This is a genomic window from Mycetocola sp. Y791 (genome assembly GCF_059445325.1).
Genome location: NZ_JCAIUC010000003.1, coordinates 341,150 through 358,701 on the forward strand (window position 1 = coordinate 341,150; position 17,552 = coordinate 358,701).

The 17,552-nt window shown below is 63.5% G+C and carries 15 protein-coding genes; 4 read left to right on the forward strand and 11 right to left on the reverse strand.

The window, feature by feature from the left end; genetic code table 11:
* Window positions 1–12: 12 nt before the first annotated feature.
* The 3 genes from zwf to pgl are packed head-to-tail and all read left to right on the forward strand — an operon-like array spanning window position 13 to window position 3,293.
* Entirely contained in the window at window positions 13–1,557 is a 1,545-nt protein-coding gene (zwf, locus tag AC1C2N_RS10685; RefSeq protein WP_483404109.1) for a glucose-6-phosphate dehydrogenase, read from the forward strand.
* Entirely contained in the window at window positions 1,554–2,522 is a 969-nt protein-coding gene (locus tag AC1C2N_RS10690) for a glucose-6-phosphate dehydrogenase assembly protein OpcA (RefSeq protein WP_483404110.1), read from the forward strand. Before zwf ends, AC1C2N_RS10690 begins: the two co-directional genes overlap by 4 nt.
* Window positions 2,523–3,293 (forward strand): 6-phosphogluconolactonase, encoded by a 771-nt coding sequence (pgl, locus tag AC1C2N_RS10695; RefSeq protein WP_483404111.1) that lies wholly within the window; start codon window positions 2,523–2,525, stop codon window positions 3,291–3,293. It abuts the gene before it with no gap.
* Between the two features lie 68 nt (window positions 3,294–3,361).
* Here the strand turns inward: pgl and AC1C2N_RS10700 are convergent, their stop codons facing one another.
* From AC1C2N_RS10700 to uvrA, 10 genes are all read right to left on the reverse strand, one after another.
* Complete coding sequence (locus tag AC1C2N_RS10700; protein ID WP_121658565.1) at window positions 3,362–3,724, reverse strand: RNA polymerase-binding protein RbpA; 363 nt, start codon at window positions 3,722–3,724, stop codon at window positions 3,362–3,364.
* An 8-nt stretch (window positions 3,725–3,732) separates the two neighbouring features.
* Window positions 3,733–3,984, reverse strand: coding sequence for a preprotein translocase subunit SecG (secG, locus tag AC1C2N_RS10705; RefSeq protein WP_108390978.1), 252 nt, complete (start codon window positions 3,982–3,984; stop codon window positions 3,733–3,735).
* 69 nt (window positions 3,985–4,053) lie between these two features.
* Complete coding sequence (gene tpiA / locus AC1C2N_RS10710) at window positions 4,054–4,842, reverse strand: triose-phosphate isomerase (protein ID WP_483404113.1); 789 nt, start codon at window positions 4,840–4,842, stop codon at window positions 4,054–4,056.
* Window positions 4,833–6,047, reverse strand: coding sequence for a phosphoglycerate kinase (locus tag AC1C2N_RS10715; protein WP_495433955.1), 1,215 nt, complete (start codon window positions 6,045–6,047; stop codon window positions 4,833–4,835). Before AC1C2N_RS10715 ends, tpiA begins: the two co-directional genes overlap by 10 nt.
* Before the next feature lie 15 nt (window positions 6,048–6,062).
* Window positions 6,063–7,067: a type I glyceraldehyde-3-phosphate dehydrogenase gene (gap, locus tag AC1C2N_RS10720; protein ID WP_108390981.1), complete on the reverse strand. Its 1,005-nt coding sequence runs from the start codon at window positions 7,065–7,067 to the stop codon at window positions 6,063–6,065.
* A 109-nt stretch (window positions 7,068–7,176) separates the two neighbouring features.
* Window positions 7,177–7,803 carry a superoxide dismutase gene (locus AC1C2N_RS10725; protein ID WP_108390982.1) on the reverse strand — a complete coding sequence of 209 codons (627 nt, stop codon included), beginning with the start codon at window positions 7,801–7,803 and terminating at the stop codon, window positions 7,177–7,179.
* A gap of 115 nt (window positions 7,804–7,918) precedes the next feature.
* Entirely contained in the window at window positions 7,919–8,899 is a 981-nt protein-coding gene (gene whiA, locus AC1C2N_RS10730) for a DNA-binding protein WhiA (RefSeq protein ID WP_108390983.1), read from the reverse strand.
* A 65-nt stretch (window positions 8,900–8,964) separates the two neighbouring features.
* Window positions 8,965–9,843, reverse strand: a complete 879-nt coding sequence (gene rapZ / locus AC1C2N_RS10735) for an RNase adapter RapZ (RefSeq protein WP_483404115.1) — start codon at window positions 9,841–9,843, stop codon at window positions 8,965–8,967.
* A 54-nt stretch (window positions 9,844–9,897) separates the two neighbouring features.
* A complete protein-coding gene (gene uvrC, locus AC1C2N_RS10740; RefSeq protein WP_483404116.1) occupies window positions 9,898–11,811 on the reverse strand; it encodes an excinuclease ABC subunit UvrC in 1,914 nt (637 codons plus the stop codon).
* Complete coding sequence (uvrA, locus tag AC1C2N_RS10745; protein WP_495433956.1) at window positions 11,812–14,703, reverse strand: excinuclease ABC subunit UvrA; 2,892 nt, start codon at window positions 14,701–14,703, stop codon at window positions 11,812–11,814.
* A 58-nt stretch (window positions 14,704–14,761) separates the two neighbouring features.
* Here uvrA and AC1C2N_RS10750 point away from each other — a divergent pair, with 58 nt between their 5' ends.
* A complete protein-coding gene (locus tag AC1C2N_RS10750; protein WP_495433957.1) occupies window positions 14,762–15,430 on the forward strand; it encodes a protein-L-isoaspartate(D-aspartate) O-methyltransferase in 669 nt (222 codons plus the stop codon).
* Between the two features lie 48 nt (window positions 15,431–15,478).
* Here the strand turns inward: AC1C2N_RS10750 and uvrB are convergent, their stop codons facing one another.
* A complete protein-coding gene (uvrB, locus tag AC1C2N_RS10755; RefSeq protein ID WP_483404119.1) occupies window positions 15,479–17,545 on the reverse strand; it encodes an excinuclease ABC subunit UvrB in 2,067 nt (688 codons plus the stop codon).
* Window positions 17,546–17,552 lie beyond the last annotated feature (7 nt).

The window sequence follows — 17,552 nt, forward strand, 5'->3', positions numbered from 1 at the left end:
TCTAGGAGCTGTATGTCCCCCGTGGATATCACCCCGACGTTCAACCCTCTGCGGTTGGACTCGGATCGACGCCTGAACCGCATCGCAGGACCCAGCGGGCTGATCATTTTTGGTGTGACGGGCGACCTGTCACGCAAGAAGTTGATGCCGGCCGTCTATGACCTGGCGAATCGCGGTCTTCTCCCTCCCGGGTTCGCTCTCGTCGGCTTCGCGAGGCGAGACTGGGCAGACCAGGACTTCATGCAGGTGGTGCACGAGGCCGTGAAGGCCCACGCACGCACGGAGTACCGGGAGGAAGTCTGGCAGCAGCTGGCCCAGGGCATCCGGTTCGTTCCTGGCGAGTTCGGGGACGACGCCGCGTTCGAGAAGCTCAAGGAGACCATCGCGCTCCTCGACGTCGAGCGAGGGACCATGGGCAACCACGCGTTCTATCTCTCGATTCCACCGAAGGCGTTCCCCGAGGTGACCGAGCAGTTGAGGCGTTCGGGGATGGCGGAGGCGAAAGCCGGCGAGTGGCGCCGTGTGGTCATCGAGAAGCCCTTCGGCTCGAACCTCGAGACCGCTCGTGAGCTCAACGCTGTCGTGGAGTCGGTGTTCCCACCCGACTCGGTGTTCAGGATTGACCACTACCTCGGTAAGGAAACGGTCCAGAACATTCTTGCCCTTCGGTTCGCGAACCAGATGTTCGAACCGATCTGGAACTCGAATTACGTCGACCATGTGCAGATCAGCATGGCCGAGGACATCGGCGTTGGCGGCCGCGCGGGTTACTACGACGGAATCGGCGCTGCCCGCGACGTCATCCAGAATCACATCCTGCAGCTCCTCGCGCTCACCGCGATGGAGGAGCCGCTGTCGTTCGATGCTGCTGACCTCCGTGCTGAGAAAGAAAAGGTGCTCGCCGCGGTGAGCTTGCCTGACGACCTCAGCAAGGCGACCGCCCGCGGGCAGTACGCCGGCGGCTGGCAGGGCGGTGAGGTGGTCAGCGGTTTCCTCGAAGAGGAAGGGATGAACCCCGAGTCGACGACGGAGACCTACGCGGCCATGCGCCTCGATATCAATACGAGGCGGTGGGACGGCGTTCCGTTCTACCTTCGCACCGGCAAGCGACTCGGCCGTCGAGTGACGGAGATCGCTGTCGTATTCAAGCGGGCACCGCAGTTCCTGTTTGCCGAGAGCCAGACCTCTGAACTCGGCCAGAACGCCCTGGTCATCCGGGTCCAGCCCGACGAAGGAGTGACCATCCGGTTCGGGTCGAAGGTTCCTGGGGCGGGCACGCAGGTCCGGGACGTGACGATGGACTTCGGCTACGGCCACGCCTTCACCGAAGCGAGCCCTGAGGCCTACGAACGTCTTATCCTCGACGTCCTCCTGGGCGACCCTCCCCTGTTCCCCCGGCACCAGGAAGTCGAACTCTCCTGGAAGATCCTCGACCCGATCGAGGAGTACTGGGCAAGCCAGGGCGGTCCGCTCGAGCAATACCAGCCGGGGTCGTGGGGCCCGGCTTCCGCCGATGAGTTACTTGCCAGAGACGGCCGAGTTTGGAGACGCCCATGATCGTCGATCTGCCCGACACCACAACCAGCAAGGTGTCAAAGAAGCTCGTCCAGTTGCGTGAGGACGGCGGCGTCGTCTCGCTCGGACGTGTGCTCACCCTCGTGATCGTCTCGCAGCTTGGCGAGGAAGAAGAGGCCATCGAGGCCGCAAACGACGCGTCGCGGGAGCACCCGATGCGGGTGCTCGTGCTCTCCCGGATCCCGGCAGACAACGAGGGCGGCGCGAAGCCAGCGCGCATCGACGCCGAAATCCGTGTCGGCGGTGACGCCGGCGCGAGCGAAGTGATCATCCTCCGCGCCTATGGCGACGCTGCGGGCAACGAAGACAGCCTCATCAACGGGCTGCTCCTCCCCGACACCCCTGTCGTCGCCTGGTGGCCCATCGAAGCCCCCGCCGACGTCGCGCACACTGCGATCGGGCGGATCGCACAGCGCAGGATCACGGATGCCTCCGAGCACGAAGATCCGCACGCGGCTCTGGTCGAACTGGCCAGGACGCACACACCGGGCGACACGGACTTCGCCTGGACCCGCCTGACCCTCTGGCGCGCCCAGCTCGCTGCGGTGCTCGACCAGCCGCCGTACGAACCCGTCACGGCCGTGACGGTGTCCGGCGCCGCCGACTCGCCGTCCACAGTCCTGCTCGCGGCCTGGCTCGGGATGCAGTTGCAGGTTCCCGTCCTCCAGGAGCTCACCCCGCGAGGGTCCGGCGACACCGGTATCCACGGTGTGCGGATGACAAGGGCGAGCGGTGACATCGTGCTGGAGCGGCCGCTCGACAACGTCGCGAAACTCACCCAGCCGAACCAGCCGGTTCATGATCTCACGCTGCCCCGGCGCAGCATGCGGGACTGCCTCGCAGAGGAACTGCGCAGACTGGATCCGGATTCGTTGTACGGTGAAGTGATCACCAAGGGTCTCTCTCAGCTTGAGAGTGAAGCCCTGGCATCGGAAGGTACGAACTGAATGACGAATGAACGACGAGTGCTTGTCTCAGCAGACAGCGATGCACTCGCCGCATCGATAGCGGCACGATTCCTCACCAAGACCGTTGACCTCCTCGATGAGCTCGAGTTCGTGAACATCGTCCTCGAGGGTGGACGCGTCGCGATGAAGGTTCTCGAGAGCATCAACTCATCGCCAGCGCGGGACAGCGTCGACTGGTCGCGCGTCCACTTCTGGTGGGGCGACGAGCGGTGGGTCCCGGCCGATGACGCCGAACGAAACGACGGCAAGGCCAGGCGCGCCCTGCTCGATCACATCGACATCCCCGCCGAAAATGTGCACAGCTACCCGGCGTCCGATTCGGGAATGACCCTCGACGAGGCGGCAGTGGCATACGCCGGAACTCTTGCCGAGTACTCGAACGGTGACGCCACTCTCCCCCGTTTCGACATCACCTTTCTTGGCGTCGGGCCCGACGGCCACACGGCGTCCCTGTTTCCCGACCGCCAGGAAGTGCTCGAGCGCGAAGCGACAGTTGTCGCTGTGCGGAACTCCCCCAAGCCGCCAGCGGAGAGGCTGAGCCTCACCCGGCACGCGATCAATTCGTCACAGCGGATCTGGGTCGAGATCTCCGGCGCTGACAAAGCTGCGGTTCTCGGGCTTGCGCTTGCCGGAGCGTCCTACACCGAGGTCCCCATCGCCGGCATCAAGGGCCGCAAGCGCACCATGTTCTTCGTCGACCAGGCCGCGGCATCAGAGGTTCCCGAGAACCTCATCGCGCCGACCTACTAGACCAGCGCCATAAGAAAAGCCCCTGTCCGAGGACAGGGGCTTTCTTGTGTACAACGTTACGTTGGAGCCTAAGCGGATGCCGTACCGCGGCGCGCACGCAGAGCCTGAAGCGCCTCGTCGAGAAGAGCCTCGGCTTCTTCCTCCGTGCGGCGTTCCTTCACGTACGCGAGGTGAGTCTTGTACGGCTCAAGCTTGGCGACCTCGGGCGGGTTCGCCTGGTCGCGGCCCGCGGGAAGACCGGACGACGGGCTGTCGATCGTTTCCGGGATCTCTTCGTCGGGCAGGCTGGCGGAAAAGTACCGCACAGTCTCGTTTCCCAGTGCATCCCAGTACGAAACAGCAACACGGTCCGCGTGGAATCCGTGATCCTGTTCGCCCATGGGGCCAGCGCCAACGCGTGATCCCCTGATTGCGCTACCTCCGGCAGCCATATGTCCTCCTACGCACCAGTCGAGAACTTGGTGATGAGACCAAGCGCAACTATTGAACTAAACCAAATAAGACCGAGTACGACGGTGAACCGGTTGAGATTTCGCTCGGCAACCCCGGAGGATCCGAGGTTCGAGCCCATACCGCCACCGAACATGTCGGACAATCCACCACCGCGACCCTTATGCAAGAGGATGAGGAAAGTGAGCAAGAGGCTCGTAACACCGAGCACCACCTGCAGTACGACCTGAAGTATCTCCACAAAGGACCTTTCACATGGGCGGCCCATGTTCCATGGACCGCCCCCAATTATAGCCTGAGGCCTGACGCGCTAAACGCCCACGTGCTTCTGGTAGCGCACGATGCTCGAGAACTCGTTGAGGTCGAGGCTCGCGCCACCGACGAGCGCACCGTCGACGTTCGGTTCACGCATGAACCCGGCGATGTTTGCCGCCTTCACGCTCCCACCGTACAGAATGCGCGTCTTCGCCGCGACGTCGTCGCCCAGGGTCTCGCGAAGTGCAGCGCGGAGCGCTGCGGCAACCTGCTCGGCCTGTTCGGGAGTGGCGGCCTTGCCTGAGCCGATCGCCCAGACAGGCTCATAGGCAACGACGATGTCAGCCGTCGCCGAAAGCCCGGAGAGCGCCGCCTTCAGCTGAGCAACGGGAACAGCACTCGGACCGTGCTTCTCGAGGTCGTCAGCCGTCTCGCCGACGCAAATGATCGGAACCACGTTGTGCTTGATCGCTGCAGCAACCTTCGCGGCGACCTGTTCGTCGCTCTCAGCGTGCAGCGTCCGACGCTCGGAATGCCCGATGAGGACGTAGCTGCACTCAAGGGCTTTGAGGAACGCACCGGAGATTTCGCCCGTGTACGCTCCGGAATCGTGCTCGGACACATCCTGGCCACCGAAAGCGATGGGCAGTTTGTCGGCCGAGACGAGGGTCTGGACGCTGCGCAGGTCGGTGAACGGCGGGAACACCGCAACCTCAACACTCGCCGGGTCGTGCTTGGCATCAGCGAGGCTCCACGCCAGCTTCTGTACAAACGCGATTGCCTGCAGGTGATCCAGGTTCATTTTCCAGTTGCCCGCAATGAGCGGAACGCGGTTTACTGCCATCCCAATACCTCCAGTCCTGGAAGGCGTTTGCCTTCGAGGAACTCGAGGCTTGCACCGCCTCCGGTTGATATGTGTCCGAACTGCGAGTCCTCGAAGCCGAGCGCGCGAACCGCGGCGGCTGAGTCCCCGCCACCAACGACGCTCAGGCCGTCGGTTTCGGTGAGTGCCTGCGCGACGGTCTTCGTGCCAGCGGCGAATGGCGCGAGTTCGAAGACCCCCATCGGACCGTTCCAGAACACAGTTTTGGACGAGCGGATGACGCCGGCGAAGCGCTCTGCGGTCTCCGGTCCGATGTCCAGGCCGAGGCCTGTCGCACCGAAAGCCGTGTCTTCGATGGCGTCCGCTGGCTGGATCACGTGTTCTGCATCGGCGCCGAACTTGCTGGCAACGACGACGTCGGTGGGAAGAATGATCTCCACACCGAGTTTCTCTGCCTCGATCAGGTAGTTCTTCACCGTGTCGATCTGGTCGGCTTCAAGGAGGCTCGCGCCCACCTTGTGTCCCTGTGCGGCGAGGAACGTAAAGAGCATTCCCCCACCGATGAGGAGCGTGTTCACGCGGGGAAGCAGATGCCCGATGACGCCGAGCTTGTCTGACACCTTCGAACCGCCGAGCACCACCGTGTATGGACGCTCGGGTGACTCAGTCAACCGGTCCAGAACTGTGAGTTCCGCGCTGATGAGCTCGCCTGCAGCGCTCGGGAGCAGCTTCGCCAGCTCGTACACACTCGCCTGCTTGCGGTGCACAACGCCGAATCCGTCTGAGACGAACGCGTCCCCGAACTGAGCGATCTTCTCGGCGAACTCGGTTCGTTCGGCTTCGACCTTGCTGGTCTCCCCCGGGTTGAACCTGAGGTTCTCGAGAACTACAACCTGTCCGTCGGAAAGCTTGCTGACGGCATCCGTCGCTGACTGCCCGACGGTGTCGGTCGCGAAGGCGACGTCGGTTCCGAGGAGTTCCGACAGCCGCTTGGCAACGGGGGCGAGGCTGTATTTAGCCTCAGGGGCGCCGTCTGGACGGCCCAGGTGAGACACAACGACGACGCGTGCTCCCTGGTCGATGAGCGTTTTCAGCGTGGGAACAGACGCACGCACGCGCCCGTCGTCGGTGATGACCCCGTCCTTGAGAGGAACGTTGAGGTCACACCGAACGACGACGCGCTTGCCTGCGAGCGAGCCCAGCGATTCGAGGGTGCGAAGCGGCACGGCTAGCCCTGTGTCCTAGAGACGATCGGCGACGTACTCGGTGAGGTCGACGAGGCGGTTGGAGTAACCCCACTCGTTGTCGTACCAGCCGACGATCTTGACCTGGTTGCCCATGACGCGAACGAGTCCCGCGTCGAAGATGCAGGAGTGCGGGTCGGTGACGATGTCGCTCGAGACGATCTCGTCCTCGGTGTACAGCAGGATGCCCTTGAGGGGACCTTCTGCGGCTGCCTTGTAGGCTGCCTTCACCTCATCGACCGTGACCGGGCGCGACGACTCGATAGTGAGGTCGGTGATCGAGCCGGTCGGCACCGGCACGCGAAGTGCGAAGCCGTCGAGCTTGCCCTTGAGCTCGGGCAGAACGAGGCCGATGGCCTTTGCCGCACCGGTCGAGGTCGGGACGATGTTGACCGCTGCTGCGCGTGCGCGACGGAGGTCGCTGTGCGGGCCGTCCTGGAGGTTCTGGTCAGCGGTGTACGCGTGGACCGTGGTCATGAGACCGCGCTCGATGCCGAACTCGTCGTTGAACACCTTGGCGAGCGGCGCGAGGCAGTTCGTGGTGCACGATGCGTTCGAGATGATGTGGTGGTTCTCGGGCTCGTAGAGGCCCTCGTTGACACCCATGACGAACGTTGCGTCTTCACCCTTGGCCGGAGCGGAGATGAGAACCTTCTTGGCACCAGCGTCGATGTGCTTCTTAGCGTCGGCAGCGTTCGTGAAGAACCCGGTCGACTCGATGACGATGTCGACTCCGAGTTCGCCCCACGGGAGGTTCGCCGGGTCGCGCTCCGAGAAGACCTTGATGGCCTTGCCGTTGACGACGATCTTCTCTTCGTCAAACTCGACCGTTGCGTCGAGGCGACCCGTGATGGAGTCGTACTTCAGCAGGTGGGCGAGCGTCTTGTTGTCGGTGAGGTCGTTGACGGCAACGATCTCAAGGTCGCTGCCCTTGGCAAGTGCTGCGCGGAAGTAGTTGCGGCCGATGCGGCCGAACCCGTTGATACCGATCTTTACGGACACGAATGTCTCCTGTTTCTAGAGCGCCGGAGCGCGTCTTCGGTTGTGCTGATGGAACGAAAGTGAACTGACCCGATGCTGGGCGTGAGCCGCGGCAGGCGAAAAGTCAGGACTATGAGAGTAGCAGCAGGCCCTTGGTCTGCTCGCGGGCGGCGACGAAACGGCTCTGGACGTTCTCCCAGTTGGTGATGTTCCAGAATGCCTTCACGTAGTCGGCGCGTACGTTCTTGTAGTCGAGGTAGTAGGCGTGCTCCCAGACGTCGAGCATCAGGAGCGGAACAGTGCCAGCGGCGAAGTTCGACTGCTGGTCGAAGAACTGCTGGATGATGAGTCGCTGACCGATGGAGTCCCACGCGAGAACAGACCAGCCGGAGCCCTGTACACCGAGCGCCGTGGCCGTGAAGTGGGCACGGAACTTGTCAAACGACCCGAAGAACTCGTCGATCGCCGCGGCGAGTTCGCCGGTGGGCTTGTCTCCACCGTTCGGGGACATGTTCGTCCAGAAAATCGAGTGGTTGACGTGCCCGCCGAGGTTGAAGGCGAGGTCCTTTTCGAGCTTGTTGACGTAGGCAAGGTTGTCGGAGTCGCGCGCTTCTGCAAGCTGCGCGATGGCGGTGTTTGCGCCGGTGACGTAGGTCTGGTGGTGCTTCGAGTGGTGGAGCTCCATGATGGCGCCCGAGATGCTCGGCTCGAGGGCCGAGTAGTCGTATGGGAGTTCCGGGAGGGTGTATTCAGCCATTTATTTTTCTCCTCTTTGTGTGTCGCCAACTTGTGTGTCGCGAACGCGCCTGGACATCGTCCTGGCGACCTCTTTCAGTCTAGTCAGGTCGGTTCCCGGCGCTACGGGCTTGCGGTTACACCTCGTCGTAGTCAGGCGGCAGGTTGGCGTCGGTGCCTGGGAGCCCCAGGTCGGTTGCGCGTTTGTCTGCCATGGCGAGAAGGCGTCTGATCCGTCCGGCGATCGCATCCTTGGTCATCGGCGGGTCGGCGTAATGTCCGAGTTCGTCGAGGCTTGCCTCACGGTGGCTGAGGCGCAGCTCTCCCGCGTACCTGAGGTGCTCCGGGATGTCGTCGGCAAGGATTTCCATCGCGCGTTCGACCCTCGCGCACGCCGCGACAGCCGCCTGGGCTGAGCGGCGAAGGTTGGCGTCGTCGAAGTTGACGAGGCGGTTGGCGGTTGCCCTAACCTCGCGCCGCTGGCGGAGCTCTTCCCACGCCTTGACGGTGCCGTGAGCGCCCATGAGTACGAGCATTGCGCTGATCGCCTCACCGTCGCGAATGACGACGCGATGAACACCGCGGACCTCGCGCGCTTTCGCCTGGACGCCGAGGCGGCCGGCGGCACCGACGAGAGCCATCGCGCTCTCGTTGCCGGGGCAGGTGATTTCGAGTGCGGCGGAGCGGCCCGGGTCAGTCAGCGATCCTGCGGCGAGGAAAGCGCCCCGCCAGACGGCAGCCAGTTCGGCTCGTGATCCTGTCGTAAGCCGGTTGGGAAGGCCACGAATGGGGCGGCGTCGTGCGTCGAGGAGGCCGGTCTGCCTGGCCAGTGTCTCGCCGCCGTCAACGACCCGCACGAGGTAATACTCTCCACGCCGTGATGTCGATGGGCTCACCGAGACCACTTCGCTCCGTACGCCGTAGAGCTCGGCAAGAGCCTTGCGCACCCGCCTGGCGAGGTGCGGAGTATCGAGCTCGCTCTCAATGGCGATGCGGCTGGAGATCAGGTGAAGCCCACCGCTGAAGCGCAGGGTGGATGTCAACTCAGCGGCGCGTACCGTTGTCTTCTCTTCAACGATGTTGGCCAATTCTTCTTTGACCTCAGCAGTCAGTGCCAAGCGGGATCCTTTTCTCATCAGTGTTCGTCGTGTGTGCGTCTGGCCGTGGCCGGCGACGCTGTGGCTTATTCTTTGCCGAGGTCGCGGTGCTTGACGTTGACGGCGACTCCTGGGAGTTCCTTCAACTTGTCAGCGAGTGCGTTCGCGATCGCGACCGAGCGATGTTTGCCGCCGGTGCAGCCGATGGCGAAGGTCGCAAATCGTTTGCTCTCGTGCTGGTAGCCGTTCAGAACAGGCGCGAGGGCCTGTGCATACGCGTCGGTGAACTCCGATGCGCCCGGCTGGCCGAGAACGTACTCGCGAACCTCAGGGTCGAGTCCAGTATGCGCCCGCAACTCGGGAACCCAAAACGGGTTGGGCAGGAACCGCGCGTCAGCGATCATGTCCGCATCGAACGGTGCGCCGTATTTGAAGCCGAAACTCATGATCGTGAGCTTCACGCCTGGGGTCCCCTCGGCGGCGAAGAGCTCGGCAACGCTGTTCGCGAGCTGGTGCACATTGAGATCGGACGTGTCGATCACAATGTCGCTCGACTCGCGGATCGTGGCGAGCCGTGCCCGTTCGGTCGCGATGCCGTCGAGGATCGTACCGCCGCCCTGGAGCGGATGCGGCCTGCGAACGGCGTCAAAGCGCCGCACGAGTGCTGAATCCGTCGCGTCGAGGAAGATCACTCTGAGTTTCGTTCCGTCGCGGAGCGACTGGATCATCTGCTGCAGGTCGGTGAAGAAATCACGCCCGCGGACGTCGACGACAGCGGCGATCCGTGGGAGCGCGCCCTCCGCACGGCCGGCAAGGTCGACGAGGGGGCGCAGCATCTGCGGGGGAAGGTTGTCGACCACGTACCAGTCGAGATCCTCGAGGGCGTTGGCGACCGTTGATCGCCCGGCTCCGGACATCCCCGTCACAATCAGGACTTCCTGGTTCGGAATCGCTTCGTCTGGCACTGTTCACTCTCCGATTGGCCCGATGGGACGTTGCCCTCTGGCTGGACTTCAAGCCTACCGACTGTTGGCGCGCTGGCGGTCCTGGAGGGTATCGGCGATGGTCTGCGCGAGCGCGGGTCCAACCCCCTTCACCGCGGCTATCGCCTCCGGGGTTGCCTCGCGCATCGCCGCAACCGATCCGAAGTGAACGAGAAGCGCCTTGACGCGAGCGGGTCCCAGACCGGGGATCTCGGTGAGCACACTGGTGATGTCGCGCTTGCGTTTGGTGCGCTGGTACGTGATGGCGAACCTGTGCGCTTCGTCCCTCACCCGCTGCAGGAGGAAGAGTGCCTCGGAGTTGCGCGGCAGGATCACGGGATAGTCATTATCTGGGAGCCAGATCTCCTCGAGCCGTTTCGCCATGCCCACAAGCTGGATGTCTGTCCGCCCTGACTCCTGCAGGGCGCGTTGTGCGGCCTGCACCTGGGGCTGGCCACCGTCCACGATGAGCAGTTGCGGCGGGTACGCGAACTTCTTTCGTTTCACGTCGTCTGCGACGATGCCGGGTGCCGTCGGGTCAGGCTCCGGCTCAACGGTCTCAGGGGTCGTGAGGTACGCCAGCCGTCGGCTCAGTACCTGGTAGATCGAGTCGGTATCGTCGGTGGACGACGCGATACTGAACCGGCGGTACTGGTCTTTTCGCGCCAGGCCGTCCTCGAAGACCACCATCGACGCCACGATGTTGGTGCCGGAGAGATGCGAGACGTCAAAGCACTCGATCCGGAGGGGTGCCTGTTCCATCCCGATCGCTTCCTGGATGTCGGTCAGCGCCTGGGAGCGGGCGACGAAATCAGCGGTCCTTCGCATCTTGTAAAGCTGCAGCGCGTTCTTCGCGTTGAGATTCGCCGTCTGCATGAGCGCGGCCTTCTCTCCGCGCTGGGCGGTCTTGAGCCGCACCCGGCCTTTACCGCGGATGCCGGCGAGCCAGGTTTCGAGTTCGTCAGCGTCTTCGGGGAGCTCGGGGACCAGAACCTCCCTGGGCACGTCAGTGGCGGATCCGTCGTATGCGCGTTGCAGGATGCTGTCGACGAGCTCTCCGGTCGACAGGTCGAGTTCCTTGTCAACGGTCCACGACCGGACACCCCGGATCCGGCCGCCACGGACGATGAACTGCTGGACCGCCGCAGAGAGTTCGTCGTGGACGACGCCGAAGAGGTCGGCGTCGACTGAGTCCTTGAGAACGACGGCGCTTTTCTCGAGTACCGCCTCGAGCGCCTGAAGGCGATCCCGATACCTGGCAGCGCTCTCGTAGTCCTGCCGGGCAGCGGCGTCTTTCATCTTGCGCGTGGCATCCGTCACGAAGCGACGATCGTGACCGGCCATAAAGCTCACGAAGTCATCGACCATCGCCCGGTGCTCTTCGATCGTCACCTTGCCGGAGCACGGGCCACCGCAGCGTCCGATCTGCCCAGGGAAGCAGGGCTTGCCCGATTGCATGGCCCGTTTGTAACTGGAGTCGGAGCAGGTCCGGATCGGGAACGCCTTGATCATCAGATCGATCGTGTCGTGAACCGCCCAGATCTTCGGGTACGGGCCAAAATACCTGGCGCCCTTGATCCGCGGGTTGCGGGTGACGAGCACACGCGGAGCTTCGTCGGCGAGAGTGATCGCCATGTACGGGTAGGTCTTGTCATCGCGGAACTTGACGTTGAACGGCGGATCGAACTCCTTGATCCACGTGTACTCGAGCTGGAGCGCCTCGATGTCGCTCCCGACGACGGTCCACTCCACGCTCGATGCGGTCGTGACCATGCGGCGGGTTCGCTCGTGCAGCGTGTGCAGCGGAGCGAAATAATTGCTCAGCCGCGCCCGGAGGTTCTTCGCCTTGCCGACGTAGAGCACCCGGGATGTCTCGTCTCGAAATCGATACACCCCGGGGCTCGTCGGAATTTCGCCCGGCTTGGGGCGATAGCTCAGTGGTGGTGCCACCTATCCCGCCTTACGCGCCTGAACCTGTTCGGCCTCGAGCACTTCGTTGAGGTAGAACCCCGTGTGGCTCTTCTTGACTTTCGCGATCTTCTCGGGGGTGCCCGTCGCGAGCACGCGTCCGCCACCCGCGCCACCCTCGGGGCCAATGTCGATGATCCAGTCAGCGGACTTGATCACGTCGAGGTTGTGCTCGATGACGATGACCGTGTTGCCCTTGTCGACGAGGCTGTTGAGGACGAGGAGGAGCTTCCGCACGTCTTCGAAGTGCAAGCCTGTCGTCGGCTCGTCGAGGACGTAGATGCTCCTGCCGTTTGTGCGTTTCTGCAGCTCGGTCGCCAGTTTCACACGCTGCGCTTCACCACCGGACAGGGTGGTTGCACTCTGGCCGAGCCGGACATAGCCGAGTCCGACCTCAACGAGCGTCTTGAGGAACCGGTGGATCGAGGTGATCGCCTCGAAGAACTCAGCGGCCTCCGCGATCGGCATGTCGAGGACCTCGGCGATGTTCTTGCCCTTGTAGTGCACAGACAGGGTTTCGCGGTTGTACCGCGCTCCCCCGCAGACCTCGCAGGCCACGTAAACATCGGGCAGGAAGTTCATCTCGATCTTGATGGTTCCGTCGCCGGAGCACGCCTCGCAGCGCCCGCCCTTGACGTTGAAGCTGAAGCGACCCGGGAGGTATCCGCGCGCCTTTGCCTCGGTGGTTTCGGAGAACAGCGTGCGGATGCGGTCGAACACACCGGTGTAGGTCGCCGGGTTGGACCGCGGTGTGCGGCCGATCGGCGCCTGGTCGACGTGGATCACCTTGTCGAGCTGCTCAAGCCCGGTCACGCGAGTGTGCTTTCCGGGTACCTTGCGTGCGCCGTTGAGTTTGTTCGCGAGAACCCGGTACAGGATGTCGTTGACGAGGGACGACTTACCGGAGCCGCTCACGCCCGTGACCGCCGTGAAGGTGCCAAGCGGGAAATCCACGTTGACCTTGCGGAGGTTGTTGGCCTCGGCACCGACGACCGAGATGAGACGCTCGGGGTCGACCGGGCGCCTGGTCTCGGGAATCGGGATCTCGCGGCGTCCGGCGAGGTAATCACCGGTCAGCGATTCGGGGTTCGCGAGCAGGTCTTCGTACGAGCCTGAGTGGACGACGCGACCGCCGTTGACGCCGGCACCTGGTCCGATGTCAACAACCCAGTCGGCCGTGCGGATCGTGTCTTCGTCGTGTTCAACGACGATGAGCGTGTTTCCGAGGTCGCGGAGGGTGACGAGCGTCTCGATCAGCCGGCGGTTGTCACGCTGGTGGAGACCGATGCTCGGTTCGTCGAGCACGTACAGCACGCCGGTGAGGCCGGATCCGATCTGTGTGGCGAGCCGGATGCGCTGTGCTTCGCCGCCGGAGAGTGACCCGGCGGTTCGCGAGAGGTTGAGGTAGTTGAGGCCGACCTGGATCAGGAAGTCCAGCCGCAGTTTGATCTCGCGCAGCACCTGGGCCGCGATGGTGGACTCGCGGGCGGTCAATTCCATCTGGTCCATGAAGGCACGGGCGTCGGTGAGGCTGAGCTCGGCGACCTCGGCGATGTTGGTGCCGTGGATCAGGACGGAGAGGACTTCGGGCTTGAGGCGCTGGCCGTTGCACACGGGGCAGGGAATCTCCCGGAGATACTCGCCCCACCTGGCGCGCTGGACATCGGTCTCGGCCTGAGCGTACTGGCGCTCGATGTACGGCATCACCCCTTCGAAGCCCGAGGTGTAACTGACCTCGCGCCCGTAGCGGTTCTTCCACTTGACCTTGACCTTGAAGTTTTCGCCGCGCAGGACCGCCTCCTGGACTTTCTTCGGAAGATCAGCCCACGGCGTCCGCAGGGAGAAATCAAGGTCGCGGGAAAGTCCGTCAAGCAGCTTCTCGTAGTACTGGTAGAGCCCCTTGCCCTGTGTGGTCCACGGGATGATGACGCCCTCGTCGATGCTGAGGCTCGGGTCGCCGATGAGAAGGTCGGCGTCGACCGACATCCGAGTGCCGAGGCCGGAGCACTCCGGGCACGCGCCGAATGGAGCGTTGAAGCTGAACGTGCGCGGCTCGATCTCGGTGAGCTGGATCGGGTGATTGTTCGGGCACGACAGCTTCTCGCTGTACGAGCGAACCGAATCCGGGCCCTCCTCGTCGACCAGTTTGATCTCCACGAGCCCGTCGGTGAGACGCAGCGCGGTCTCGAGCGAGTCGGTCAGTCTGCTGAGAGCGTCGGGGCCGGCGACGAGACGGTCGACGACGACCGAAATGTCGTGCTTGTACGACTTCTTGAGTGTCGGTGGCTCCGAGAGCTGGACCTGCTCGCCGTCGACGACGGCGCGGGCGTAGCCGCTCGCAGCCAGTTCTTTGAAGAGGTCGACGAACTCGCCCTTCTTCTGCGAAACAACCGGGCTCATCACCATGTAGCGCGTGCCCGTCTCGAGCTCCATGAGCTGGTCGGCAATCTGCTGCACGGTCTGCCGCTGGATCGGCTCACCACACTGGGGGCAGTGCGGAACTCCCACTCGGGCCCACAGGAGGCGCATGTAGTCGTAGACCTCGGTGATCGTGCCGACTGTCGAGCGCGGGTTGCGGTTCGTCGACTTCTGGTCGATCGACACGGCGGGGCTGAGGCCCTCGATGAAATCGACGTCGGGTCGGTCCACCTGGCCGAGGAACTGGCGCGCGTACGCCGAGAGCGACTCGACGTATCTGCGCTGGCCTTCGGCGAAGATCGTGTCGAATGCGAGCGACGACTTGCCCGACCCGGAGAGGCCGGTGAATACCACGAGAGAATCGCGCGGGATGTCAAGATCCACGTCGCGCAGGTTATGGACGCGTGCGCCTCGCACGCTGAGTTTTGACGTTGAATTTACCTTCGATATCGACACCCCTCGAGTCTACGATGACCCACTGACATGAAGCTGGGCACGGGGGCACAATGAGACAATGGACGACTTTCGCTGGCGCCGCGAACGAATGGTCGCCGAGCAACTCCAGGCTCGCGGCATTCGCGATGCACGGGTGCTCGATGCGATGCGCCGGGTACCGCGCGAAGCGTTCGTGCGGGCGTGGTCGCAGGCCAGTGCCTACGACGATCACCCACTGCCGATCGATGCCGGGCAGACGATCTCCCAGCCGTATATCGTCGCACTCACCCTCGAGGCGGCGGAGCTCGGTGAGAACGACACGGTGCTCGATGTCGGGACCGGATCGGGGTACGCCGCTGCTGTAGCCGCCGAACTGGTGCACAGTGTCGTGTCGATCGAGCGCCACCCGGAACTCGCGGATTCTGCAACCGAAGTCCTCCGTCGGCTGGGGTACGACAATGTCACGGTCGTCGTCGGCGATGGCACGCACGGGTATCCACCAGGCGCTCCGTACGACGCGATAGTTGCCGCGGCCGCCGCACCGGCGATTCCCTCACCGTGGGCAGACCAGCTCGCCGATGGCGGACGGATCATTATGCCCATCGGCGAGCCGCGATTCGGCCAGGTGCTTACCCGGGCCACGCGGGGGTCGAACGGAGGGCTCCACCTGGAGCACCTCTGCGCGGTCACCTTTGTGCCCCTCATCGGCGATTACGGCGTCCCAGAACGTCCCACGGAAGAGGAATGACCGCTCCCCCGCCGAATTTTAGAGCTGCCGCCGGCGCTGAATGCGGCGCTAGAGGTGGCCGGCCTTCTCCATCTGGCGGAGGTCGCGTTTGAGATCGGAGAGCTCATCACGGAGGCGCGCCGCGAGCTCGAACTTGAGCTCTGCCGCTGCCGTGAGCATCTGATCGTTGAGATCCGCGATGATCGACTCGAGCTGATCGGCTCCCTCGGCCGCGATCCCTTCGCGCCTGAGGTTGGGCGTCGGGCTCTTTTTCTTCTTCGAGTCGCGACCGGCAAGCATCTGCGCCGTGTCTGCGCCTTCCCTCGCGAGCACCTCGGTGATGTCGGCGATTCGTTTGCGAAGCGGTGTCGGGTCGATGCCGTGTTCGAGGTTGTACGCGACCTGCGTCTCCCGGCGCCTCGTCGTCTCCTCGATCGCGCGTTTCATCGAGTCGGTGAGGACATCCGCATACATGTGAACCTCACCGGAGACGTTTCGCGCCGCACGGCCAATGGTCTGGATGAGGGAAGTGGACGACCGCAGGAATCCTTCTTTGTCTGCGTCGAGGATGGCAACGAGTGACACCTCGGGCAGGTCAAGTCCTTCTCGGAGCAGGTTGATACCGACGAGAACGTCGTAGATCCCCGCGCGCAACTCGCTCAACAGCTCTACCCGGCGCAGGGTGTCGACGTCGGAGTGCAGGTAACGGACCCTGACTCCCGCTTCGGTCAGGAAGTCGGTGAGTTCTTCTGCCATCTTTTTCGTCAGTGTCGTGACGAGTACGCGTTCGTCGCGAGCGGCGCGAATCCTGATCTCTTCGAGCAGGTCGTCGATCTGTCCGTGTGACGGTTTGACGATGATCTGGGGATCGACGAGACCGGTCGGGCGGATGATCTGCTCGACGATTCCGTCAGCGATGCCCATCTCGTATCGACCGGGGGTGGCCGAGAGGTAAACGGTCTGCCCGACCCGATCCTTGAACTCGTTCCATTTCAGCGGGCGGTTGTCGAGGGCGCTTGGCAGCCGGAATCCGTGCTCAACCAGCGTGCGCTTGCGGGACGAGTCACCCTCGTACATCGCACCGATCTGCGGCACCGTCACGTGTGACTCGTCGATCACGACGAGGAAGTCGTCGGGGAAGTAATCGATCAGGCAGTGTGGGGCTTCACCGGGCGCTCGCCCCTCCATGTGCCTCGAGTAGTTTTCGATCCCGGAGCAGAACCCGATCTGCTGCATCATTTCGAGGTCGAAGTTGGTGCGCATACGCAGTCGCTGGGCCTCGAGGAGTTTGCCCTGGCGCTCGAGCTCTGCGAGGCGCTGCTCCAGTTCTTCCTGAATGCTGACGATGGCACGCTGCATCACGTCGGTACTCGCCACGTAGTGGGAGCCGGGGAAGATGGAGACGTTGTCGAGCTTCCTGACGACGTCGCCGGTGAGCGGGTGGAGGGAGTAGAGGCCCTCGACCTCGTCTCCGAACATCTCAATCCGGATCGCCAGCTCCTCGTACACGGGGATGATCTCGATGGTGTCGCCACGGACGCGGAAGTTGCCCCGCGAGAAGTCGACGTCGTTGCGGTTGTACTGCATCGAGATGAACTTGCGAATCAGCCAGTCTCGATCCACTCGCATGCCGACCTGCAGCGCCATCATGGCGTCGAGATACTGCTCGGGTGTTCCGAGGCCGTAGATGCACGACACGGTGGACACGACGATGACGTCGCGCCTGCTGAGCAGGGAGTTCGTCGTCGAGTGCCTCAGCCGCTCCACCTCCGCGTTGACCGAGGAGTCTTTCTCGATGAACGTATCGGTCTGGGGAACGTAGGCCTCAGGCTGGTAGTAGTCGTAGTACGAGACGAAGTACTCGACGGCGTTGTTCGGCATCAGCTCACGGAACTCATTGGCGAGCTGCGCGGCCAGGGTCTTGTTGTGTGCGAGAACGAGCGTTGGCCGCTGCACTGCCTCGACGAGCCACGCGGTGGTCGCTGACTTACCGGTTCCTGTCGCGCCGAGGAGGACGACATCGGTTTCGCCCGCGTTGATCCGTGCGCTCAGTTCGGCTATCGCTTTGGGCTGGTCGCCCGATGGAGTGTACTCACTGACGACTTCGAACGGGTGAACAGCGCGCGTTTTTGCCATACTTCGA

Coding starts and splice junctions, on each gene's coding strand:
- tpiA (WP_483404113.1), bottom strand. CDS start 4,842: ATGGCAGTAAACCGCGTTCCGCTCATTGCGGGCAACTGGAAAATGAAC.
- uvrB (WP_483404119.1), bottom strand. CDS start 17,545: ATGGCAAAAACGCGCGCTGTTCACCCGTTCGAAGTCGTCAGTGAGTAC.
- AC1C2N_RS10725 (WP_108390982.1), bottom strand. CDS start 7,803: ATGGCTGAATACACCCTCCCGGAACTCCCATACGACTACTCGGCCCTC.
- zwf (WP_483404109.1), top strand. CDS start 13: ATGTCCCCCGTGGATATCACCCCGACGTTCAACCCTCTGCGGTTGGAC.
- AC1C2N_RS10690 (WP_483404110.1), top strand. CDS start 1,554: ATGATCGTCGATCTGCCCGACACCACAACCAGCAAGGTGTCAAAGAAG.
- AC1C2N_RS10750 (WP_495433957.1), top strand. CDS start 14,762: ATGGACGACTTTCGCTGGCGCCGCGAACGAATGGTCGCCGAGCAACTC.
- pgl (WP_483404111.1), top strand. CDS start 2,523: ATGACGAATGAACGACGAGTGCTTGTCTCAGCAGACAGCGATGCACTC.
- AC1C2N_RS10700 (WP_121658565.1), bottom strand. CDS start 3,724: ATGGCTGCCGGAGGTAGCGCAATCAGGGGATCACGCGTTGGCGCTGGC.